Below are 20,692 nucleotides of genomic sequence, written 5' to 3'. Positions count from 1 at the left end.
CTCGTTCGCGCTCGCCGGGTACGCGGGGGTACGGCTGCTGGCCGGTGACTGGCGCGGCATCGCGCTGTGGATCGTGGGCGCCGCGCTGCTGCACGACCTGGTGCTGCTGCCGTTGTACTCGGCGGCCGACCGGGCGCTGGTCCGCGGGCTCGGCGCGGCCGGGCACCGTGCGTGGACGCCGTACGTGCGGGTGCCCACCGTGCTCTCGGGACTGCTGCTGCTGGTCTGGTTCCCGCTGATCCTGAACCTGGTGGACCGGCGCTACCGGGCGGCCACCGGCATGTCCGCCGACGTCTACCTCGGCCGCTGGCTGCTGATCACGGCCGTGCTCTTCGGCGGCTCGGCGCTGCTGCTGGTGCTGCGGATGCCGGGCGTGCGCAGGGCGACGAAGCGGCGCCCGCCGGCCGCCCACTGAGCGGCCGTCCGCCATCCGGCCCGGTCCGCGATCCGGAGCAGGGCCGGGGTGCCGATCCGGGCCCACGGGAACGGGTCGCCTACGGTGTCCCGGCCGTGGCGGACGACCCGCACCTCGGCGCGCTCGTCGATGTCCGCCGGATCCGTCTCGGTCATCAGCAGGCCACCGGGGCGCAGCAGTTGTGCCATCCGGTGCAGCAGGGCGCCCGGGTCGCCGCCGATGCCGATGTTGCCGTCCATGAGCAGCACGGTCCCCCAGCGCCCCTCGCCGGGCAGCGGGCCGAAGACGGAGCGGCGCAGCGCCTGGCCGCCCACGGTGATGGTGCGGGCGACGGCGGCCCCGGAGACGTCGACACCGAGCACGGTGCGGCCCTGCGCGGCGAGTTCCGCGACCAGCCGGCCCGGCCCGCAGCCGACGTCCAGGACGGCGCCCTCGCAGCGGGCCAGCACCGCCCGGTCCACGGCGTCCGCGTCGGCGCACCAGCGCTCCACCTCCAGGGGGAGCAGCCGGCCGTCGGCGCGACGCAGGAACAGCGGGCCCCGGCCGCTGCGCAGCGCGGCGGCGTACGGGTCGCAGGCCGCCCAGGCGGGCGGGGCGCCGGCGGTGCTCACCGGCCGGCCGCGCAGTCGGCGAGCCGCGCGGCGAAGGCGCCGTGCGGGGCGAGGGCGGCGACGGCGCGGGCGTCGGCCGCGGTGTCGACGTCCCGCAGCCTGGGCAGGTCCCGCACCCGCAGCCCGGCGGCCACCAGCCGCTCCCGCTGGACGGCCCCGGTCTCCGGCGTCGACATGGGCACTCCGCGCAGCAGCGCGGGCTCGGGTCGGGCCAGGCCCAGCGCCCAGAAGCCGCCGTCCTCGGCCGGGCCGAACCAGGCGTCGCAGTCCGCGAAGTCCACGGTGAGCAGGGCGGGGGTGACCTGCGGGGTGTCCATGCCGATCAGCAGGGCCGGTCCGGCGCAGCGGGCGAAGGCGTCGGCGAGACGGTCGTCGAGGCCGCCCGCGCACTGGGGGACGACGTCGAAGCCGGGCGGGAGCCAGGAGCCGGGCCGGCCGTCCAGGACGAGGATCCTGCGGGTGGCGGGCGCCCCGGCCACGGCGCGCAGGGTGTCGGTCAGCGAGGCCTCGGCGAGGCCGGCGGCCTGGGCGGGGGTGAAGGGCGGGGTGAGGCGGGTCTTGACCCTGCCGGGGCGGGGTTCCTTGGCGATGACGAGGAGGGTGGTCATGCTCGGCTTCCTTGGCTCGTGACCGGAGGCGGGGCCGGGCCGGGACGTGTCGCCCGCGGCCACGCGCGCCCGGCGGCTAACGGGGCGGCTCCTTCAGGACCGCGCTCATGTCCCGCACGGCGTGCCAGGTGCCGCGCCACGTGCCGGTGACCTTGGAGGCGCCGGTGCGGGGAAGGTAGGGGACGTCGTGCTCGGTGACGCGCCAGCCGGCGTCGGCGGCGCGGACCACCATCTCCAGGGGGTAGCCGCTGCGCCGGTCGGTGAGGCCGAGGCCGAGCAGGGCCTCCCGGCGGGCGGCGCGCAGGGGGCCGAGGTCGTGCAGGCGCAGCCCCGTGCGGCGGCGCAGCAGCCGGGCCAGCGCCAGGTTGCCGGCCCGGGCGTGGACCGGCCAGGCGCCCCGGGTGCGCGGCCGGCGCCGGCCGAGCACCAGATCGGCGTGTCCGCCCTGGACCTCGCGGACGAAGGGGACCAGGTGCGCGGGGTCGAGGGAGGCGTCGCAGTCGCAGAAGCACACCACGTCGGCGGTGGCGGCCAGCAGCCCCGCGTGGCAGGCGGCGCCGAAGCCCCGCCGTTCCTCGGTGACGACGGTGGCGCCGAGGGCGCGGGCGAGACCGGCGGAGCCGTCGGTGGAGCCGTTGTCGACGACGAGGGCGCGCCAGCCGGGCGGAACGCGCTCCAGCACCCAGGGCAGGGCCCCGGCCTCGTTCAGACAGGGCAGGACGACGTCCACGCCGGTGGGGCACGGTGAGGTGGTCACGGCGTTCACCCTACGAAGCCGAACCATGACGAACCGGACATCCGCTCCTTACGAAACCCGGACGTCGGCGCCGGGACCGGGTCGGGGCGGCGGCGCGGTGCCAGGGTGGAGACATGCAGCAGCCATACGCGTCACCGGACACCGGAGGGCGGCCGGACGCCCGGGGCCGGATCCTCGTCGTGGACGACGACCCGACCGTCGCCGAGGTCGTCGCGGGTTACCTGGACCGCGCCGGGTTCGCCGTGGACCGGGCCGGTGACGGGCCGGCCGCCCTCGAACGGGCCGCCGAGCACCGGCCGGACCTGGTGGTGCTCGATCTGATGCTGCCCGGCATGGACGGCCTGGAGGTGTGCCGCCGGCTGCGCGAGCGGGGCTCGGTGCCGGTCGTCATGCTCACCGCGCGCGGCGACGAGGACGACCGCATCCTCGGCCTGGAGGTCGGCGCCGACGACTACGTCACCAAGCCGTTCAGCCCGCGCGAACTGGTGCTGCGGGTGGAGTCGGTGCTGCGCCGCGCCCGGCCCGCCGCACCGGGCGGCCGGCTCGCCGCGGCGGGTCTGACCGTGGACCCGCGGGCCCGCCGCGCCACCAAGGACGGCGGCGAACTGCTGCTCACCCTGCGGGAGTTCGACCTGCTCGTCTTCTTCCTGCGGCACCCGGGCCGGGCCTTCGGCCGGGAGGAGCTGATGCGGGAGGTGTGGGGCTGGGACTTCGGCGACCTGTCGACCGTCACCGTGCACGTCCGCCGGCTGCGCGGGAAGGTCGAGGACGATCCGGCCCGGCCCCGCCTCATCCAGACCGTGTGGGGTGTCGGCTACCGCTTCGACGCCACGGGGAAGGAGACGGTCTGACGTGCGCGACAACCTCCTCATCGCCCTCTACGCCTTCCTCGGCGCCGCCGCCACCGGCCTCGCCGGCGCGGCCCTGCTGCGCCTGATCCGCCGGCGCTCCCTCACCGTCTCGCTCGCCGTGGTGGCGGCCGTCGGGGTGGTGGCCATGCTCGCCGGGACCATGGCCGTGGCCCGGGCGATGTTCCTGTCCGCCCACGACCTGCGGGTCGTCACCGCCGTCGTGGCCATGGCGGCGGTCGTCTCGCTGGCCACCGCGCTGCTGCTGGGCCGCTGGGTCGTCGCCCGCAGCCGGGAACTCACCGACGCCGCACGGAACTTCGGGGACGGCGGCGCCTTCGCGGCGCCCGCCGTCCCGGCCACCGCCGAACTGGACGCGCTGAGCCGGGAGCTGGCGGCGACGAGCGCCCGGCTGGCCGCCTCCCGGGACCGCGAGCGGGCGCTGGAGACCTCCCGGCGCGAGCTGGTCGCCTGGATCTCGCACGACCTGCGCACCCCGCTCGCCGGGCTGCGCGCGATGTCGGAGGCGCTGGAGGACGGGGTGGCCACCGATCCGGACCGCTACCTCAAGCAGATCCGCACCGAGGTGGAACGCCTCAACGACATGGTCGGCGACCTCTTCGAGCTCTCCCGCATCCACGCCGGCACACTCCCCCTCAGCCCGGTCCGCGTCTCCCTGTACGACCTGGTCGGCGACGCCCTCGCGGGCGTCGGCGCGCTCGCCCGCGAGCACGGCGTACGGCTGGTCGGGGACGGGGTGGAGCCGGTGCCGGTGGAGGTCGACGGCAAGGAGATGAGCCGGGTGCTGGCCAACCTCCTGGTGAACGCCATCCGCCGCACCCCCGCCGACGGCACGGTCGCCGTCGCCGCCGAGCGCGCCCCCGGCGGCGTGGTGCTGTCGGTGACCGACGGCTGCGGCGGCATCCCCGAGGAGGACCTGCCCCGCGTCTTCGACACCGGCTGGCGCGGCACGGACGCCCGGACGCCCCCGGCGGGCGCGGGCCTCGGCCTCGCGATCGTGCGGGGGATCGTGGAGGCGCATCGGGGCCACGCCTCGGTGCGCAACATCCCGGGCGGCTGCCGCTTCGAGGTGACCCTCCCGGCCGCCGAGGCGTAGGCGGGCACGCGGCGGGCGCCCCGGCCGGGCGCCGTGCTCACCGCACCCGCGCGAACTCCCGCATCCCCTCGGCGAAGCCGATCTCCGGCCGCCAGCCGAGTTCCGCGCGCAGGCGGGCGGAGTCCGCGGTGATGTGGCGGACGTCGCCCAGCCGGTACTCGCCGGTGACCACCGGCTCGGGGCCGCCGTGGGCGGCGGCCAGGGCGCGGGCCAGGTCGCCGACCGTGTGCGGCTCACCGCTGCCGGTGTTGTAGGCGGTGAGCGTCCCGGGGCGGGCCCCGGCCTCCAGCGCGGTCACGTTGGCGGCGGCCACGTCGCGCACGTGGACGAAGTCCCGGCGCTGCCGCCCGTCCTCGAACACCCGCGGCGGCTCGCCGCGTTCGAGGGCCGAGCGGAAGAAGGAGGCGACCCCGGCGTAGGGCGTGTCGCGGGGCATCCGGGGGCCGTACACGTTGTGGTAGCGCAGCGAGACGGCCGTACCGCCGGTGCAGCGCGCCCAGGCCGCGGACAGGTGCTCCTGGGCGAGCTTGGTGGTGGCGTACACGTTGCGGGGGTCGGCCGGGGCGTCCTCGGCGACCAGTCCCGGGGCCAGCTCGGCGCCGCAGAGCGGGCAGTCCGGTTCGAAGCGGCCCGCCGCCAGTCCGGCCTCGGCGCGCGGGCCGGGACGTACGACGCCGTGCTCGGGGCACTCGTAGCGGCCCTCCCCGTAGACCACCATCGAGCCCGCCAGCACCAGCCGCCCCACGCCGGCCCCGGCCATCGCGGCGAGCAGGACGGCGGTGCCCAGGTCGTTCCTGGAGACGTACTCGGCCGCGTCCGCGACGCCGTCGCCGAGGCCCACCATGGCCGCCTGGTGGCAGACGGCGTCCACCCCGGCGAGCGCCCGGGCGACCGCCGCCGGGTCGCGCACGTCGGCTCCGGGATCGGCCCGGACGTCGTACACGACCGGCTCGTGCCCGCGCGCCCGCAGGGCGTCGACGACATGGGACCCGATGAACCCGGCACCGCCGGTGACCAGTACGCGCATACGCCCACGCTAGGCCCGGTCCCGGTGCCGGCCCCGTGCGCCGGACGGCGCGTCACGGGTCCGTAAGGACCCCGTCACCGGCGGACGGGGCGGGACGCGCCCACCGTGCGGACGGTCTCCGTCCGCACGCCTGCACCGGGCTCGCGCACCGCGTGCTCGCCGGCCCGGTGACCCGCCGGGGAGAGGGGCTGCGTCAGTGCGAAGGGCCGGCCGCCGCACCGGACTTCGGGGCCTTCGCGGACGGCGCCCGCACCAGGTCCACGTCCTGCTCCCGGACGTAGGCGAGCCGGTGCCCGAACTGGATCTCGTAGTAGCGCTCGCGGCCCTTCACCACCGGGCTGGGCGCGCTGCCGTAGGACTTGCCGGCCCAGGTGCCGAGGACGCTGGACCGGGTCACGTACCGCTGGCCCGCGCGGAGGTCGTACGGCAGCGGTGACTCCGGCTGTTCGTCCACGCCGTCCGGGTAGGCGTCCTCGTCCGGCAGCGCGCGCCCGTACACCGGGATCTCGCTCAGGCCCTCCTTCGGCGTCACCATCCGGCCGGCCGCGCCGACCGCCGTCGGGTGGTCCTTCGGGTTCTTGAACCAGGCCTTGTTGCCCTGGAACCAGATGGCCGTCCAGTCGCCGCTGCGCCCGGCGACCGCGAAGGTCTGGCCGGCCGAGACCCGCGAGCCGAGGTCGTTGACGTCCTCCGTGGAGTCGTCGCCGTCCGGGTGCCGGCCCATGTCCTGGATCAGCGGCGCGCCGTCGGACGGCTCGGTGTGCAGGCGGACCGCGCTGGAGCCGTGCGGCGCGCACGGGTCGCCCTTGCCCGTGCACCCGGTGAACCGGGGCTTGTGGGTGGCGTAGTCGGGAAGCACGGTCACCATCGGGCTGTCCGGTCCGGCCGTCGCCTTCAGCGGGGCGCCGAGCAGGTCGAAGTAGTGCCGCCAGTCCCAGAACGGACCGGGGTCGTCGTGCATGTCGGGGATGGAGTCGGCGGTCGGGGCGGGCACGTTGTCGTGGCCGAAGATGTGCTGCCGGTCCAGCGGGACGCCGTACTTCCGCGCCAGGTAGCGCACCAGGCGGGCCGACGTCCGGTACATCGTCTCGGAGAACCAGGCGTCCGGCTGGGTGAGGAAGCCCTCGTGCTCGATGCCGATCGAGCGGGCGTTGACGAACTGGCTGCCCGAGTGCCAGGCCTCGTCCTTGGTCTTGATGTGCTGGGTGACGTGCCCGTCGCGGGAGCTGATGGAGTAGTGCCAGGAGGCCTCCGTCGGGTCCTGCACGGTCTTGAACATGTTCGGCAGGATCGCCTCGGTGTCGTGGATGACGATGTAGTCGATCTTCTGGTCCCGGGGCCGGTCGGCCAGGTCGTGGTTGCCGTAGCCGCCGTCGTCGTCGGTGGTGTCGTAGGACGCGCTCAGCCAGGAACAGGACAGCTCCGGCGGGCACTCGGGGTCCTGCGCCCGCTGCGGGCCCGAGTGGCCGGCGGGGTTCCAGCGCACCTCGGGGCGGGCGGCCAGGCTGACCTGCTGGCCCACGTCGGTGGTGCGGTGCGCGCCCTGCCGGATCACCTCGAAGACGTCGTGCGCGTACGTCGCCGCCTCCGCCTTGTCGCTGGAGCCGGAGAAGCGGGTCACCGCGTCCCACCAGTCCGCCGGGTTCTTGCTCAGCGGCTTGCCGAGCGCCTTCTGGGTCGCCGCCAGCAGGGCGGCGCCGCCGCGCACGTTGGCGGCGGCGTCCAGCCGCAGCCGGTCCGTCGCCTCTCCGGTCAGGCGGGCGGCCCGGCGCAGGTCCGCCGCCTGCTGTTCGGGACGGCCGCGCGCGGGCCGGGCCGCGGGCCGGGGCGACGGGCCCGCCGCCCCCGTGACGCCGGTGTCCACCAGGTGCATCGGCCCGTAGCCGCCGCCGGTGCTCGGGACGCCCGGGTGGGAGTCCCAGCGCGACTGCAGGTAGGACACACCCATGAGGACGCTCACCGGCACGTGGTAGTCCTGCGCGGCGGTCGCGAAGTCGTCCTGGAGCCGGCGGTCCTCCGTCTCGCCGTCGTCGGACGGCGGCCAGGCGAGCAGTGGCAGCAGGAGCGCCGCCGAGGCGGTGGCGCAGATCAGCCCGTTGCGTCCGCGTACGGCGCCGGGGACACGGGACATGACACGACTCCACATACGCAAGGGCCTCCGACCGCGCTCGTACTGCCCAGGGGGGAGCGGGTGCTCCACCGCCACCCCTTGTACGCTGCCGTGCCCACCGCGCCACGTCGCGCCAAGGGTCACCGGCGTGGACCAGTGACCCCGCCCAGGCCACCCGGTCGGCGGCGTCGCCGCTCAGTCCTCGACCGGGTCCACCCGCCAGTCGGGGTGCCCGGGCATCGGCGGGGTGTGCGGCCCGTACAGCCAGGGCGTCAGAAACGGCTTCAGATCCCGGCCGGCGACCCCGGAGGCGAGCGCGACGAAGTCCGCGGTGCCGGCGGCGCGGCCCCGGTACCGGGTCACCCAGGTGCGTTCGATCCGCTCGAAGGTCTCCTCGCCGACCTCCTCCCGCAGCGCGTAGAGCACCAGCGCGGAGCCGTCGTAGCGGATGTTCCGGAAGAGGGACGGTTCGGTGGGTTCGGCGGGGGCCCCGTCGTCGTGCCGCCACTGGTCGTGCTGTTCGTAGGCGTCCCGCATCGCGTCCTCCAGGGACACCCCGCCGTGCGAGCCGGAGTAGAGGCGTTCGTAGAAACGGGCGTGACCCTCGCTCAGCCACAGGTCCGACCACCGCCGCAGGGCGACGCTGTCGCCCGTCCACTGGTGCGTCAGCTCGTGCACCAGGTCGCGCTCGGCGTGCACCCGGTCGCCAAGCAGGCTGTCCCTCGGCACGACGGACAGCGACTGGGTCTCCAGCGCGACCGGCAGGTCGGTGTCGGCGACCAGCACGCCGTAGCGGCGGAACGGGTAGGGGCCCAGGCGTTGTTCCAGCCAGGCCAGGTGTTCCGGGGTGAGGGACCGGTACTCCTCGGTGTCCGCGACGAGGTCCTCCGGCACCACGTCCCGCACCGGCAGTCCGCGGGGTCCGGTGCCGTCGGCGAACTCGAAGCCGCCGATCGCCACCTGGACCAGCTGGGCCGCGATCGGCTCCTCGGAGTTGTACGTCCACCGGACGCGTCCGCCGGGCCGCGGCGCCCGCTCGACGAGCCGGCCGTTGGCCACCGCCCGGCGGTCCGCCGGGGTGGTGATGCGGAAGGTGAACGGCGCCCGCAGGCTGGGGTGGTCGTCGGCCGGGAAGATCATCTTGGCGCCGTCGGGCTGCGGGTACAGCACGGTGCCGTCGGGGGTCGGCACCCAGCCGTACTCGCCGATCGCGTCGCGGCGGTGGCGGCGCTGGGCGGGGTCGGCGGTGTAGGTGACCCGCACGGTGAAGGCGGCGCCGTCCGGGACCGGCCGCGCCGGGGTGACGACGAGCTCGTCCCCGTCGCGCTCGGCCCGCGCGGTCCGGCCGTCGACGGTGACCCGGTGCAGCGTGTTGCCCGCGAAGTCGAGGTCGAAGCGGGACAGGGCCTGGGTGGCGGTGGCCGTGATGGTGGCGCCGGCCTCGAACGGCGTGCCCGGCGCCCGCCAGTCGAAGTCGAGGGCGTAACGGCGCACCGTGTAGCCGCCGTTGCCGTCGAGCGGCAGCAGCGGGTCGCCGATGCCGCGGGCGCCGGGGGAGGGGGCCGCGCCGGAGGCGCCCGCGCCGGGGGCGTGGCCGGCCGGATGGGGCGCGGTGCGACCGCCCTGGCAGGAGAGCGCGCCGGCCAGGAGGGCGGTGCCGGCCAGGGCGAGGGCCGTCCGGCGGCCGCGCGGACGTGCGGTGCGGGCACGGCTGGAGGCCCTCGTGATTTTCATGGCCGCACTATGTCAGTAAAGCGATGAATCGCCGCTTATTTTCCTATCAATACTTTCATTTCCGTGTGTCACTTCTTCACCCGGTTTACGGCATAGTGGCGGGCGTCCCGGCACCGGCCCCAGGAGGAAACGCATGCTCGGCACCGACTTCCGTACCGGATCGCCCGTCTGGCTCGATCTCGGAAGCCCGGACACCGACGCGAGCGCCGCCTTCTACGGTGCTGTCTTCGGCTGGCAGTTCGCCTCCGCCGGTCCGGAGGCGGGCGGTTACGGGTTCTTCCTGAAGGACGGCAGGACCGTCGCCGCCCTCGGCCGGCTCACCGAACCGGGCGCCGCCCCGGCCTGGACGACGTACTTCCACAGCGACGACATCCAGGCGACGGCCCGTGACGTGGTCGCGGGCGGCGGAACGGTGCGGGTCGAGCCGATGAGCGTGGGCGAGGGATCGATGGCCCAGTTCACCGATCCCCAGGGCGCCCGCTTCGCGGTGCTGCGGGCCCCGATGGGGCTGCAGCGGACCTCCGAGGACGACGCGCTGGTGTGGGTCGAACTGCACACCACCGAGCCGGAGTCGGCGATCCGGTTCTATGCCGGGGTGTTCGGCTGGCGCTCGGCGCAGATGACGGCACCCGGCATGGCGTACCAGGTGCTCAGCATCGCCGACGGCGACCAGCAGGAGGGCGCCTTCGGCGGTGTGGCCCCGCTCCAGGGGGGCCAGGGGGACCCGCGCTGGGTTCCGTACTTCGCCGTGTCCGACCCGGAGGCCGTCGTCGCCGCCGGCCGGGACAACGGCGCGACCGTGCTCATGCCCGCGGTGGACGTCCCCGACGTCGGCACCATCGCCTGGCTGAGCGCCCCCGACCAGTCGGTGTTCGCCGTCCTGCGGCCGAACCCGCGCCAGGGCTGAGGCGTCCGCCGCCGGGCGCACCGGCCGTCGGCTGCCCGGGGTGTTCTGTTACGCCGTTCCGGTGCCCCTCCGGCCGCAGTTCGCCGCTCCGTGGCCGCGCCGCGCATTGAATGCACCGTGCCGCGTGAGGGGCATCCGCTCCGTGCCGTCCCTTCGCGCGTCCACGAACATGCCCGCGTACCCGGTGCCCCGCGGGCACCGGAGGAGAAGGGACTCGGATGCGCGTACTGCGCCGTTACCTGTGGGGCGCGCTCGCCTCGACGCTCCTGCTGTTCGGGGTCACGCCGGCCCCCGCCCAGGCCGCCGGAGCCCACCTCCGCCACGACAGCCGCGCCTGCCCGGTCACCCACCGCACGGCGGGCCTGACCAAGGCGCCGCCCGCGGGGCTGGAGAACTACTACCGCGACGACTGGCGGCTGGGCCCCAGCCACCTCCCGGCCACCGGTCCCGTCGCGAGGATGCTCAAGGGCTGGAAACCGCAGGACAGCACGTCCGCCTACTGGTTCCTGGGCTGCTACTGGCAGACCGACCAGCAGAACGCGTCCGGCTGGTGGTACCCGGACAACAACGGGTTCGTGCTGCGCGACGGCCGCCCGGTGCAGCAGACGGAGACGCTCCGCAAGGGGCAGCTCGTCGACCTCTTCGGCAGCGGCCGCGGCAACTTCCTGGCACCGGCCGGCACGCCGTACGCCAAACGGGCCATCCCGCCGACCAACCTGGACGAGTACGACCCGGCCGCCCCGCCGTTCAACTACCACCTCTACCGCGTCCTGGAGGACTTCACGGTGCAGGCCGGTCCCATCAGGCCCTGGTTCGGCCAGCCGGGACTCGGGCGGCAGTACGTGACGGGCAAGACCGTCCCGGAGCTGATCACCGGTCAGAAGCTGAAGGAGATCACGCCGGCGGCGTAGGTACCGGCGGCGGGTCCGGGCTCATCCGCCGGGAGCGCGGAAGGCCACCTGCCGGCGGGCCGCCTCGTCGATCTCCTCGACGGTGAGCAGCGGGGTGGCCCGGGTGAGCAGGGCGCCGCTGGCCTTGACGGCGAGGCTGACGGCGGCCATGGACACCGCGTCGGGGAAGTCGACGACGATCACGACGTCGTCCGCCCCGAAGGCGAAGTACATGGCCTCCACGCCTCCGCCGAGGCCGGTGACGACCTGCTCGACGGCGGCGCGGCGGCCGCTCCCGCCCTCGTCGAGCAATCCCTTCGTGCCCTCGGCGGTGTAGGTGGCCTGGATCAGGAACTTCGGCATGGCGCTCCCTGCGCGTCGGTGAACCGGTTACGCACAAGGGGGCTTCCCGTCGCGGCCCGGGCCGCCTTCCGCCGCGCCCCCGGAATCACCCGTTGGGCGGTCTCCCGGTGCCCGGCCGCCGGGTCTCGGCCTGGTGCCGGGCGGTGCGGGCGTAGTGCCGCCGGGCGGTGTCGCCGGTCAGCGGGGCGACGACGGGGGCGGCCATGAGCACGGCCGCCGTCATGCCGATGCCGAGCCACGCCTGGAACAGGTCGGAGCGGCGGCGCAGGGGGCCCGCGCAGCCGCCACGGCGCGACCCGGGAAAGGTCCTGCGACGGCCGGCTGACGGTCCGCACCGGAGCGCTGACCGACGTCCGGGTGGCCGAGGCCACCCGGACGATCGGCACCCGCGGGCCCCGTGCGGGGCGGACCGGAGCCGTGGCGCCGCCGGCGCTCCCGCGCCCGCCCCGCGCGGGCTAGGATCCGTGACCATGGCGCTGACCGTGCACGACGTGGACCGGTTCGAGGCGTCCAGGCCGCGCCTCGAGGCCATCGCCTACCGCCTGCTCGGCTCGGCGGCCGAGGCGGAGGACGCCGTGCAGGAGACGTTCCTGCGCTGGCAGGCCGCCGACACCGGCCGTGTCGAGGTGCCCGAGGCCTGGCTGACGAAGGTGCTCACCAACCTGTGCCTCAACCAGCTCACCTCGGCCCGCGCGCGGCGCGAGACGTACGTGGGCCAGTGGCTGCCCGAACCGCTGCTCGCCGGGGACCCGATGCTCGGCCCGGCCGACACCGCCGAGCAGCGCGAGTCGGTGTCGTACGCGGTTCTCACCCTGCTGGAGCGGCTGTCCCCCAACGAGCGCGCGGTGTACGTGCTGCGGGAGGCGTTCGACTACCCGCACCGGGAGATCGCCGAGATCCTCGACCTGACCGAGGCGGCCAGCCAGCAGATCTTCCACCGCGCCAAGAAGCACGTCGCGGAGGGCAGGGCCCGCACCGAGATCGACGGGTCCGCCGCCCGGCGGATCGTGGAGGAGTTCCTGGCGGCGGCCACCAGCGGCCGTACCGAGCCCCTGGTGCGGCTGCTCACCCAGGACGCCGTCGCGATCGGCGACGGCGGCGGCAAGGTCCCGGCCCGCACCAAGGCGTTCGAGGGCGCCCTCGCGGTCGCGAAGTTCATGCGCGGTCTGTTCAAGCCCGGCAAGGCCAAGCGGGACCTGGTCGGCGGCTCGCCCGAGATCCACGTGGCGACGGCCAACGGCGGCCCCGCCGTCGTGGTGGTCCTCGACGGCCGGGTCATCGGCGTGCTGTGCCTGGAGGTCACCACCGACGGCATCGCCGCGTTCCGCAGTCAGGCCAACCCCGACAAGCTCGAACGCGCGACCGAGCACTGGGCGGCCACCGACCACGGGGAACCCCTGCTCACCATCTTCTGAGTCGGATGTGACCTGCTTCACATCCCGAACCTGTCAGGAAACGGCGGGCCGCCCGGTTCAAGGGGCGAATCCGCTGAAGACAGGAGCAGGGACATGCAGCACCGCATCGTCGTCCTCGGAGCCGGATACGCCGGGGCCATCGCCGCCGGACGCCTCGCCAGGCGGCTGCGCCCCGAAGACGTCGCCATCACCCTCGTCAACGCCGAGCCCGACTTCGTCGAGCGCGTCCGGATGCACCAGCTCGCCGCCGGCCAGGACCTGCGGCCCCGGCCCCTCGCCGAGATGTTCGCGGGCACCGGCGTGGAACTGCGCCTCGCGAAGGTCACCGGTGTCGACGCGGACCGCCGGACGGTGGCCGTCGAGACCGCGGCCGGTTCCGAGGAACTGGCGTACGACACCCTCGTGTACGCCCTCGGCAGCGGCTGGAACGACCAGGGCGTCCCCGGCACCGCCGAGCACGCCCACGAGATCGCCGGCCGGGCCGGCGCGCTCCGGCTGCGCGAGCGGCTGGCCGGCCTGGAGGCTGGCCGGTCCGTGGTCGTGGTCGGCGGCGGCCTCACCGGCGTGGAGGCCGCGACCGAGATCGCGGAGGCCCGCCCGGACCTCGACGTCGCCCTCGCCGCCCATGGCGGTCTCGGCGACTGGCTCTCGCCCAAGGGCCGCCGGCACCTGCGGAAGGTCTTCGGCCGGCTCGGCATCACCGCGCACGAGCACACCTCCGTCACCGCCGTCGAGGCCGACCGGGTCGTGACCGCCGAGGGCGGGTCCGTCCCGGCCGCGGTCACCGTGTGGACCACCGGCTTCGCCGTCCACCCGATCGCGCGGGCCACCACCCTGGAGGTCACCGACACCGGCCGGATCGTGGTCGACGGCACCATGCGCTCGGTGTCCCACCCGGACGTGTACGCCGTCGGCGACGCGGCCATGGCGACGGGCGTCGCCGGCAAGCCGCTGCGGATGTCCTGCGCCTCGGGGGTGCCCATGGCCTGGCAGGCCGCCGACGCCATCGCGGCCCGCCTGACCGGCGGCACACCGCCGGCCGTGCCGCTGCGCTACTTCAACCAGTGCGTCTCGCTCGGCCGCCGGGAGGGGCTGATCCAGTACGTCACCGGCGACGACCGGGCCGTCCGGGGCGCCCTGACCGGCCGGCTCGCGGCCTTCTACAAGGAACTGGTCTGCAAGGGCGCGGCCTGGGGCGTCGCCAACCCGACGCTCGGCGTCCCGAGCCGGCGCCGCCCCGTCGTGCGGCGGCCGGACCTGGCGGACCAGGCGGCCGAGGCGGTCGCCTGACCGGGGCGCGGGACGGGCGTCCGCACGGTGCGGTCGCCCGTCCCGCTGTCCAGGGCCGTCCGTCACAGCTCCGTGGCGGGCCAGTCCAGCAGGCGGGCGCCGATCGTGGCGGTCTGCAGCGTGAAGCGGTGGGCCGGGTCCGAGAGGTCGGCGCCGGTGAGCCTGCGGATACGGTCCAGGCGGTAGGTCATCGCCCGCACGCTCAGCGACAGCCGGCGGGCCGCCTCGGCGGCGACGCAGCCGGAGTCGAAGTACGCGGTGAGGGTGTCCAGCAGCGGCTGGGCGCCGCCGCGGGCGGCCGTGAGCGGCCCGAGGGCGCCCAGGACCAGATCGGCCAGGGCCTGGCGGTCCCGGGCGAGGACCGGATAGACGAGCAGGTCGGCCGCGTACAGCACGGGAGCGCCCAGACCGAGGCGCTCGGCCATCTCCAGGGCGTTCAGGGCCTCTTCGTACGACTGCACGACCCCGCCCGGGCCGGGCCGCGAGCGGCCGACGGCGACCCGGCCGCCGTCGGTGGCGGCGTGCGCCTGCTCGGCGAAGTAGGGCAGGACCTCGTCCTCGTGGCCGGGGGCGACGCACAGCAGCCGGCCGTCCTTGGTGGTCAGCAGGACGTCCCGGTGGCCGAAGCGGGCCATCAGCGCCCGCTCCACCCGCCGGGGCACCGAGCCGCCCTCGTCGTAGCGGGTGGGGCCCTCGGCGACGGCCACGGCGTGGGCGTGGGACAGCCGCAGGCCGAACCGTTCGGCGCGCTCGGCGAGCCTGCCCAGGTCGCTGCGGCCGGACAGCAGGTCGTCGATGAACTCCCGCCGCGCCGCCTCCTCCTGGCGCACGGCGAGTCGCTGGGCCCGCTCGTACCCCTCAGCGAAGGCGTCCGTCACCTGCTGCACGGCGGCCAGGGCGCCGTCGGCGGAGCCGGGCGACCGCGGCCACGCGAGCCGGGCGGCGGCGAGGTGGGCGCCGATCAGGGCGCGCAGCCCGTACCCGGCCTCGGCGGCCTGTTCCCCGAGAACGCGCCGGGACTCCAGCTCGGGGCGGGTCAGGCGCCGCCCGGTGGCCGCCACCTCGGCCAGGATCCGGGCGTACCCGTCGAGGAAGTGCCCGGGTATCTCCCGTTCCGCCATGCCGTACCCCCGCGTCACGAAGCTCCGGTGACGGCATCTCAGCGGCCCTCCGGCACGCAGACCCTAGTGAACATTGCCGGAAACCGGCAATGCGCCGAGCGGGGGCGGTCGGGCAGCATGGCGTGCGGGGAGCACCACGGACGGCTCCGGTGCCGGACACCGGCAGGTGCCCGGCACCGGGCCGGAGACCGGCGCCGCCGACCGTGCCGCCCCCGTCGCCCGCTCGGTGCGGCAGGCCGCGAACGTCCTTACCCGGGAGGCCCGATGATGACGTCGTTCCTGATCCCGCCGGCCGCCGCCGCGCTCCTCACGGCGCTCGGCACGGCCGTGCTGATCCGCCGGGACCGCCGCCGGATGACGCCCTCGGCCGACACCCGCGGCACCTCCTCCGGGCCCCGTCCGTCGGGCGGTTGACCGATCGGACCGGTTGCACGGGGGGCGGGGGACGCCCCCGGCCGCGCACGACGCGGGCCGACACGTCCTCAGGGGGCCCGAGTGCCGTACCGATCCGCCCTCGTGGCGTTCTTCCCGGTGCCCGCGCTCCGGGGCGCGGAAAGCCTCGCGAGTGCCCCGATGGAGCCCGGACCGGTCGTCTGCCCGGCGGGAACGCGGGCGAGGTCGGCGATGAGCACCCCGGCCCGATGCGCCCCGCGGACGCCCGGTGCTCGGTGCCGGACGGCTCAGTAGCGGTGGCCGCCCGCACCTGCGAGCGGCAGCGGCGCCGGCAGTCCCCGGATCGCCGGGACGGCGCCAGTCCTCGGATCGCCGCGACGGCGCCCCGCTCCCGGCCCACGGCACCGCGGGCACCCTCGTGGCCCGGCGTGCCACCCGGCCGGTGTAGCTTCACGCCGTGTCCCCAGCCTTCGGTTCCCTCGGCGTCCTGGCGGCCCTGCTGGCCGTGATCAACGTCGCGCAGGCCCTCCTCGGCCGCCGCCTCGTCAGGCCCTCGGCGAGCACGCGCCCGGCTCGCCGGCTCCGCGCCGAGTCGGCGGCGGCCGCCGTCGTCCTGTCCGGCGCCTCCCTGGCGGCCTTCGGCGTCCTGGCGGGCGGCCCGTGGCCCCCGCTGGGCGGCGCCGTGATGCTGACCGGCTGGATCGCCGTCGCCCTGGTGCGCCGGCGGTTCACGGCCCGGGCGTAGCCGGCCTCTCCCGGGCCGGGCGGCGAACCGGAAGGCCCCTTCGGGCGATCCGTCCTCCGGCCCGCTCCGGATCATCACCCGCGCGAGCCCGCTCACACGGCGCGGAGGAGATCCGCCGGAGCGGACGCGGCCCCTCCGACGGACCGGCACTCCCCACGAGGCCGGCGACCGGCTCGGCGGACGCGCGAGAACCCCCGAGCCGGCCTCACCGTCGGACCGTGCGAGGGGTTGCGGTCTCGACGGGCGGGGCCGACGGGGCCCGCTGCCGGCGCGCTGCTACGCCTCCGGGAGCCCCCCCGGTGCTGTGTCGGGCGGCGGTGTCCCTGCCGAGTTCCGCGGTGAACTGCGCGCCGGTGAGCAGGGCCAGGTTGGACAGCCACAGCCAGACGAGGAAGACCACGATGCCGGCGAGGGAGCCGTAGAGCCTGCTGTACGTGCCCAGGGTGGAGGCGTAGAGGGCGAACCCCGCCGAGACGGTGAGCCACAGCACGGCCGCCAGGGCACCCCCGGGCAGGGTGTGTCCGCGCCGGCGAGCGGTCGCGGGGCCGGTGTGGAAGACGAGCACGACGAGCAGCACCACCAGGCACAGCAGCAGCGGCCAGCGCAGCACGCTCCACGCCCAGGCCGCGGTGGAGCCCAGACCCAGTAACCGGCCCGCCGCCTCGGCCAGCGGGCCGGTGAGCAGCAGCGCCAGGGAGCCGGTCAGCAGCAGGGCGAGCAGCCCGAGGGCGGTGAGCACGATGCGGTGCGCCCTGCGCCAGGGGGAACGCCCGTCTTCCACCCGGTGCATGAGGTGCAGGGCGCGGCGGAAGACGGCCAGGTAGCTGGAGGCGGACCACAGCGCGCTCGCGGTGCCGGCCACCAGCAGCGGCCACGCGCTGCTGTCGGTGCCCAGCATGCGGGAGAGCGCGCGGTGCAGCTCCGCCGCGGACTCGGCGGGCGCGTACGCGGTGACGTGGGTGACGAAGTCCTTCGCGGTGTCCGGACTGATCAGGCCGAACGCCGCCACGGTGACGAGCATGGCGGGCAGCAGGGCCAGGATCGAGTAGTACGTCAGCGCCGCCGCGTAGTCCGAGATGTCGTCGTTCCACAGGGACACGGGTGTGCGCCGCAGCGCCGGCCACCACGCGGCGGCCGGCCGGGCGCGCACGGCACGGCGGTCCGCGTCGTCGGGGTACGGGTCAGCGGACACGTGGCATCCGGTGCGGGACGGCGCTGATGCGCAGGCGGGTGTACGCGGTGTACGGCGCGGCCGACCGCTCCGCCTCAGCCGTCACGGCCGCGAGGGCGTCGAGCACGTCGGCCGGGGCGGTGCCCGGGCCCAGCCAGACACGCAGCCGCACGTCGAGGCGGCGCCGGGACCGGGACACGACACGGGCGCGGCCGCGGGCGACTCCGGGTACCGCCGCCGCGCGCTGCGCCAGCGCCTCCGCCAGGGCCCCGGCACGCATCGTGCCGCCCGGGGCGGCCAGCGGCAGCGACCGGGCCGGGCCCGAGCGGAACTGGGCGAGGAACCACCAGGTAAGGACCGCGGTCAGGACCAGCGCGGCACCGAGGACGGAGGGCGGCCACCAGTCCTCGCCGCGCAGCCGGTCCAGCCGGTCCGGGGCCGCCAGGACGCCGCCGGACGGCTCGGGCCACCACGACGGCAGCCGCCGCGCGAGGGAGGTGCCGGTGACCGAGAGCCACGCGCCCACCGGCAGGAGGACGAGACCGGCGACGCCGAGGGCCGCCCGGTTGACGACGGTACGGGTCCGGCGCATCACACTCTCCCTTCCACGGCGCCGCCGAGGACGGGAGCACCGGCGGAGGGCTTCTCCAGGTCCGGTGCCGGCGGCTGCCACACGGCCTCCTGAGTGACCCTCACCCGCAGCCGCGGCGACCGGCGCAGCCCGCAGGACGCCAGCGCCCCGCCGGCCGCGGCCGTGACGGCGGCCCGCGCACCGGCGTGCTCCCCGAACAGCAGCCCGGCCCGGACCGTCACCCGGCGGCGCCGCACCCGGACCCGTACCGGCCCGACGCCGGCCACCTCGGTCACCGCGTCACGGACCAGCGACTCGACGGCCGAGCGGTCCACCACTGTCACGAACCGCGGCGCCCGGGCGCGCACCGTCGCCCGGCGGCGCAGCCCCGGCGTGACGGCGAGCACGGCCATCCACAGCCCGAGCAGGGCGGTCAGCGCGCCCGCGGCCACCACGGGCGCGTCGCCCGGCCCGTGCCCCGACAGCCAGTGCACGGCGGAGACCCGCCACGCGGAGGCCGGCCGGTGCGTGCCGCGCACCCGGACCAGGTCGGCGGCCAGGGCGCCGCAGACCAGGGCCGCCACCGCGGCCGTCCCGGCCGCCGGCAGCCTGCGCCCGGACCACAGCCGCCGGGGCGTGCGGGCCGGGGGAGCGGTGTCCGCCGCGTCCCCGCCGCCCGGGGCCGCCGCCGGCCCGCCGTCCGTCGCGGGGCTGAGCGCGGTGACCTCGATCCGGGCCGCGGGCACGTCGAGCCCGCTCAACTCCCGGGTACGGGACGCCACGTGCTCCTGCACGCTCCGGACCGTCTCGGCCAGCGGCGCGGGGTAGGGGAGCGTCACGCCGAGGGCGATCCTCGCCCGGCGCCCGCGCACGGACGCCGCGCTCCTCGTGGTCCGCGCGCCCGCCCGGCCCCCCAGCGCCTCGCCGGCGGCCCGTTCGGCGATCCTGCGCACGGCCCGGTCGCCGACCGTCGTGGTGCCCCGCTGGGCGGGGGCGCTCATCGGCGGCTCCGCTCGAACATGTCCCGCAGTTCCTGGGCACCTCCGCCGCCCGCGACCCAGCGGCCCGCCGCCCAGCCGGCCCCGCCGAGCGCGGCCACCAGCAGGAACGCGCCGAAGCCGCCGAAGTACCCGGCGAACGCCAGGGCCATCCCCGCGATCATCCCTACGAACGGAGCGTTCACGCCCGTCCACCTCCCGACTGGATCCGCTGCCGACCGCTCATGCCCCCGGTCCGCTACTCCACGCGTGCCTCGGCACCGGAGGAGGGCTCCTCCTCGTCCGGCAGCCGGACGTCGTTGACGGTGATGTTCACCTCGACGACCTCCAGCCCGGTGATGCGCTCCACCGCCGAGATGACGTTCTCGCGCACGTCCCGGGCCACGTCGGTGATGGGGACGCCGTACTCGACGACCAGGTCGAGGTCCACCGCCGTCTGCCGCTCGCCGACCTCGACCTTGACGCCGCGCCCCACGTTGGGCCGGCCGCCCGGTACCCGGTCGCGGACGGCGCCGATGGTGCGCGACAGCCCGCCGCCCATGTCGTGGACGCCCGGGATCTCCCGGGCCGCGATGCCCGCCACCTTCACGACGACCAGGTCGGCGATCGAAGTCCGGCCCCGGTCCGCGGCGGGCTGGTCCACGCCGGCCGTGCCGCCGGCGAGGGCCGTGGTGCCCTCTGTCCTGCCGCCGGTCCCGGCGGCGTGGGTGTCCTTGACGGTGACCGTGCTCTGCGTGGTCATGGTGGTGTCCTTCCCGCTTCTGCTCGTTCCTGTTGCGCCTGTATGTATTCGGACCCGCCCGGGCCGCCTCTGTGACGCACGTTTTCCGGAAGCTTCCGGCGGAACGCGGACGGGGGCCCGGACCACGTGGTCCGGGCCCCCGTCAGGCACGGCGTCAGGAAGGCATCAGCACCGTGTCGACGATGTAGACGTTGGCGTTGGCCGTCTTGACGTTGCCGCAGACGACCTTCGAGGAGTCGTTGACGGTGTAGGACTCACCGGAGCCGGACGTGGCGAGCTTCGACTTCTCCAGGGTGGGGAAGGACCCGTTCTCCAGGTCCTTGGGCGCGAGCTTCTGGCCGACGACGTGGTAGGTCAGGATCTTCGTCAGCTGCGCCTTGTCGGCGAGGACCTTGTCCAGGGTGGCCTTGGGGATCTTCTTGAAGGCGTCGTTGGTCGGCGCGAACACGGTGATGTCCTTCGCGTTGTTGAGCGTGTCGACCAGACCGGCCTTCTTCACGGCGGTAACCAGGGTGGACAGGGCCGGGTTGTTGGAGGCGGCGGTGGCCACCGGGTCCTTGGCCATGCCGTCGAAGGAACCGGCGCCGTCCTTGGGAACCGAGGAGCAGGCGGGCCCGAACGGCTCGTCCATGGCCGACGCGGAGCTGCCCATGCCGTCGTCCGAGGTGCCGGCCGTCGCCGTCGCCGACGCCTTCGAGGCGGAGTCGGACTTGTCGGAGTCGCTGCCGCCGTCGGAACAGGCGCTGAGGGCGAGCGGCAGGACGGCCGCGGCGGCCACGGTCAGGGCGGTACGGCGGAAACGGGTGTTCATGCGGATCTCCTGTTGGTAGCGGCAGCCCGAGCTGCCTTTATCGGGGGG

The 20,692-nt window shown here is 75.6% G+C and carries 23 protein-coding genes; 8 read left to right on the top strand and 15 right to left on the bottom strand.

The window, feature by feature from the left end; all coding sequences use genetic code 11:
- Positions 1 to 294: 294 nt before the first annotated feature.
- The 3 genes from ACWCPN_RS05490 to ACWCPN_RS05480 all read right to left on the bottom strand — a co-directional run bounded on the left by ACWCPN_RS05490 (position 295) and on the right by ACWCPN_RS05480 (position 2,400).
- On the bottom strand, positions 295 to 1,026 hold the full coding sequence (locus tag ACWCPN_RS05490) for a class I SAM-dependent methyltransferase (protein ID WP_451202569.1): 732 nt from the start codon (positions 1,024 to 1,026) through the stop codon (positions 295 to 297).
- A complete protein-coding gene (locus ACWCPN_RS05485; RefSeq protein ID WP_451202567.1) occupies positions 1,023 to 1,634 on the bottom strand; it encodes a TIGR04282 family arsenosugar biosynthesis glycosyltransferase in 612 nt (203 codons plus the stop codon). The genes ACWCPN_RS05490 and ACWCPN_RS05485 overlap by 4 nt, the downstream gene beginning before the upstream one ends.
- Positions 1,635 to 1,710: 76 nt before the next feature.
- Positions 1,711 to 2,400, bottom strand: coding sequence for a glycosyltransferase family 2 protein (locus ACWCPN_RS05480; protein ID WP_451202566.1), 690 nt, complete (start codon positions 2,398 to 2,400; stop codon positions 1,711 to 1,713).
- Positions 2,401 to 2,504: 104 nt separating this feature from the next.
- Here ACWCPN_RS05480 and ACWCPN_RS05475 point away from each other — a divergent pair, with 104 nt between their 5' ends.
- Together ACWCPN_RS05475 and ACWCPN_RS05470 are read left to right on the top strand one after the other, a co-directional pair.
- Positions 2,505 to 3,242 carry a response regulator transcription factor gene (locus tag ACWCPN_RS05475; RefSeq protein ID WP_199211302.1) on the top strand — a complete coding sequence of 246 codons (738 nt, stop codon included), beginning with the start codon at positions 2,505 to 2,507 and terminating at the stop codon, positions 3,240 to 3,242.
- Between the two features lies 1 nt (position 3,243).
- On the top strand, positions 3,244 to 4,356 hold the full coding sequence (locus ACWCPN_RS05470) for a sensor histidine kinase (RefSeq protein ID WP_392292957.1): 1,113 nt from the start codon (positions 3,244 to 3,246) through the stop codon (positions 4,354 to 4,356).
- A gap of 37 nt (positions 4,357 to 4,393) precedes the next feature.
- Here ACWCPN_RS05470 and ACWCPN_RS05465 read toward each other — a convergent pair whose 3' ends face one another.
- The 3 genes from ACWCPN_RS05465 to ACWCPN_RS05455 form a co-directional block, all read right to left on the bottom strand.
- Positions 4,394 to 5,383 (bottom strand): NAD-dependent epimerase/dehydratase family protein, encoded by a 990-nt coding sequence (locus ACWCPN_RS05465; RefSeq protein ID WP_451202565.1) that lies wholly within the window; start codon positions 5,381 to 5,383, stop codon positions 4,394 to 4,396.
- A gap of 193 nt (positions 5,384 to 5,576) precedes the next feature.
- Positions 5,577 to 7,514, bottom strand: a complete 1,938-nt coding sequence (locus ACWCPN_RS05460) for an N-acetylmuramoyl-L-alanine amidase (RefSeq protein WP_451202563.1) — start codon at positions 7,512 to 7,514, stop codon at positions 5,577 to 5,579.
- A gap of 174 nt (positions 7,515 to 7,688) precedes the next feature.
- Positions 7,689 to 9,227, bottom strand: coding sequence for a M1 family metallopeptidase (locus tag ACWCPN_RS05455; RefSeq protein WP_451202561.1), 1,539 nt, complete (start codon positions 9,225 to 9,227; stop codon positions 7,689 to 7,691).
- A gap of 133 nt (positions 9,228 to 9,360) precedes the next feature.
- Here ACWCPN_RS05455 and ACWCPN_RS05450 point away from each other — a divergent pair, with 133 nt between their 5' ends.
- Positions 9,361 to 10,134: a VOC family protein gene (locus ACWCPN_RS05450; RefSeq protein ID WP_451202560.1), complete on the top strand. Its 774-nt coding sequence runs from the start codon at positions 9,361 to 9,363 to the stop codon at positions 10,132 to 10,134.
- A 218-nt stretch (positions 10,135 to 10,352) separates the two neighbouring features.
- Positions 10,353 to 11,045, top strand: a complete 693-nt coding sequence (locus ACWCPN_RS05445; protein ID WP_451202559.1) for a TNT domain-containing protein — start codon at positions 10,353 to 10,355, stop codon at positions 11,043 to 11,045.
- A gap of 21 nt (positions 11,046 to 11,066) precedes the next feature.
- Here the strand turns inward: ACWCPN_RS05445 and ACWCPN_RS05440 are convergent, their stop codons facing one another.
- Positions 11,067 to 11,387 (bottom strand): GYD domain-containing protein, encoded by a 321-nt coding sequence (locus tag ACWCPN_RS05440; protein ID WP_199211305.1) that lies wholly within the window; start codon positions 11,385 to 11,387, stop codon positions 11,067 to 11,069.
- 85 nt (positions 11,388 to 11,472) lie between these two features.
- A complete protein-coding gene (locus tag ACWCPN_RS05435) occupies positions 11,473 to 11,610 on the bottom strand; it encodes a hypothetical protein (RefSeq protein WP_451202558.1) in 138 nt (45 codons plus the stop codon).
- 247 nt (positions 11,611 to 11,857) lie between these two features.
- Between ACWCPN_RS05435 and ACWCPN_RS05430 the strand changes: the two genes are divergently transcribed.
- The gene (locus ACWCPN_RS05430) at positions 11,858 to 12,802 is read left to right on the top strand and encodes an RNA polymerase sigma-70 factor (protein ID WP_451202557.1); all 945 of its coding nucleotides are present in this window, start codon (positions 11,858 to 11,860) and stop codon (positions 12,800 to 12,802) included.
- 93 nt (positions 12,803 to 12,895) lie between these two features.
- Positions 12,896 to 14,092: an NAD(P)/FAD-dependent oxidoreductase gene (locus ACWCPN_RS05425; RefSeq protein ID WP_451202555.1), complete on the top strand. Its 1,197-nt coding sequence runs from the start codon at positions 12,896 to 12,898 to the stop codon at positions 14,090 to 14,092.
- 62 nt (positions 14,093 to 14,154) lie between these two features.
- Here the strand turns inward: ACWCPN_RS05425 and ACWCPN_RS05420 are convergent, their stop codons facing one another.
- A complete protein-coding gene (locus ACWCPN_RS05420) occupies positions 14,155 to 15,213 on the bottom strand; it encodes a PucR family transcriptional regulator (protein WP_451202553.1) in 1,059 nt (352 codons plus the stop codon).
- 264 nt (positions 15,214 to 15,477) lie between these two features.
- Here ACWCPN_RS05420 and ACWCPN_RS05415 point away from each other — a divergent pair, with 264 nt between their 5' ends.
- Both ACWCPN_RS05415 and ACWCPN_RS05410 read left to right on the top strand, forming a co-directional pair.
- Positions 15,478 to 15,627 carry a hypothetical protein gene (locus ACWCPN_RS05415; RefSeq protein ID WP_451202551.1) on the top strand — a complete coding sequence of 50 codons (150 nt, stop codon included), beginning with the start codon at positions 15,478 to 15,480 and terminating at the stop codon, positions 15,625 to 15,627.
- A 436-nt stretch (positions 15,628 to 16,063) separates the two neighbouring features.
- Positions 16,064 to 16,351: a hypothetical protein gene (locus tag ACWCPN_RS05410; protein ID WP_199211312.1), complete on the top strand. Its 288-nt coding sequence runs from the start codon at positions 16,064 to 16,066 to the stop codon at positions 16,349 to 16,351.
- Positions 16,352 to 16,556: 205 nt separating this feature from the next.
- Here ACWCPN_RS05410 and ACWCPN_RS05405 read toward each other — a convergent pair whose 3' ends face one another.
- From ACWCPN_RS05405 to ACWCPN_RS05380, 6 genes are all read right to left on the bottom strand, one after another.
- Complete coding sequence (locus ACWCPN_RS05405; protein WP_451202550.1) at positions 16,557 to 17,543, bottom strand: YihY/virulence factor BrkB family protein; 987 nt, start codon at positions 17,541 to 17,543, stop codon at positions 16,557 to 16,559.
- Positions 17,533 to 18,114, bottom strand: coding sequence for a hypothetical protein (locus ACWCPN_RS05400; RefSeq protein WP_451202548.1), 582 nt, complete (start codon positions 18,112 to 18,114; stop codon positions 17,533 to 17,535). The genes ACWCPN_RS05405 and ACWCPN_RS05400 overlap by 11 nt, the downstream gene beginning before the upstream one ends.
- Positions 18,114 to 19,094, bottom strand: a complete 981-nt coding sequence (locus ACWCPN_RS05395) for a DUF6286 domain-containing Asp23/Gls24 family envelope stress response protein (protein ID WP_451202546.1) — start codon at positions 19,092 to 19,094, stop codon at positions 18,114 to 18,116. The genes ACWCPN_RS05400 and ACWCPN_RS05395 overlap by 1 nt, the downstream gene beginning before the upstream one ends.
- A complete protein-coding gene (locus ACWCPN_RS05390; RefSeq protein WP_365122374.1) occupies positions 19,091 to 19,276 on the bottom strand; it encodes a hypothetical protein in 186 nt (61 codons plus the stop codon). Before ACWCPN_RS05390 ends, ACWCPN_RS05395 begins: the two co-directional genes overlap by 4 nt.
- 53 nt (positions 19,277 to 19,329) lie before the next feature.
- A complete protein-coding gene (locus tag ACWCPN_RS05385) occupies positions 19,330 to 19,833 on the bottom strand; it encodes an Asp23/Gls24 family envelope stress response protein (RefSeq protein WP_451202544.1) in 504 nt (167 codons plus the stop codon).
- 154 nt (positions 19,834 to 19,987) lie between these two features.
- On the bottom strand, positions 19,988 to 20,644 hold the full coding sequence (locus tag ACWCPN_RS05380) for a fasciclin domain-containing protein (protein WP_451202542.1): 657 nt from the start codon (positions 20,642 to 20,644) through the stop codon (positions 19,988 to 19,990).
- Positions 20,645 to 20,692 lie beyond the last annotated feature (48 nt).

The organism is Streptomyces sp. NPDC002386 (assembly GCF_053593175.1).
This window is presented reverse-complemented; position numbering and strand designations above follow the sequence as displayed.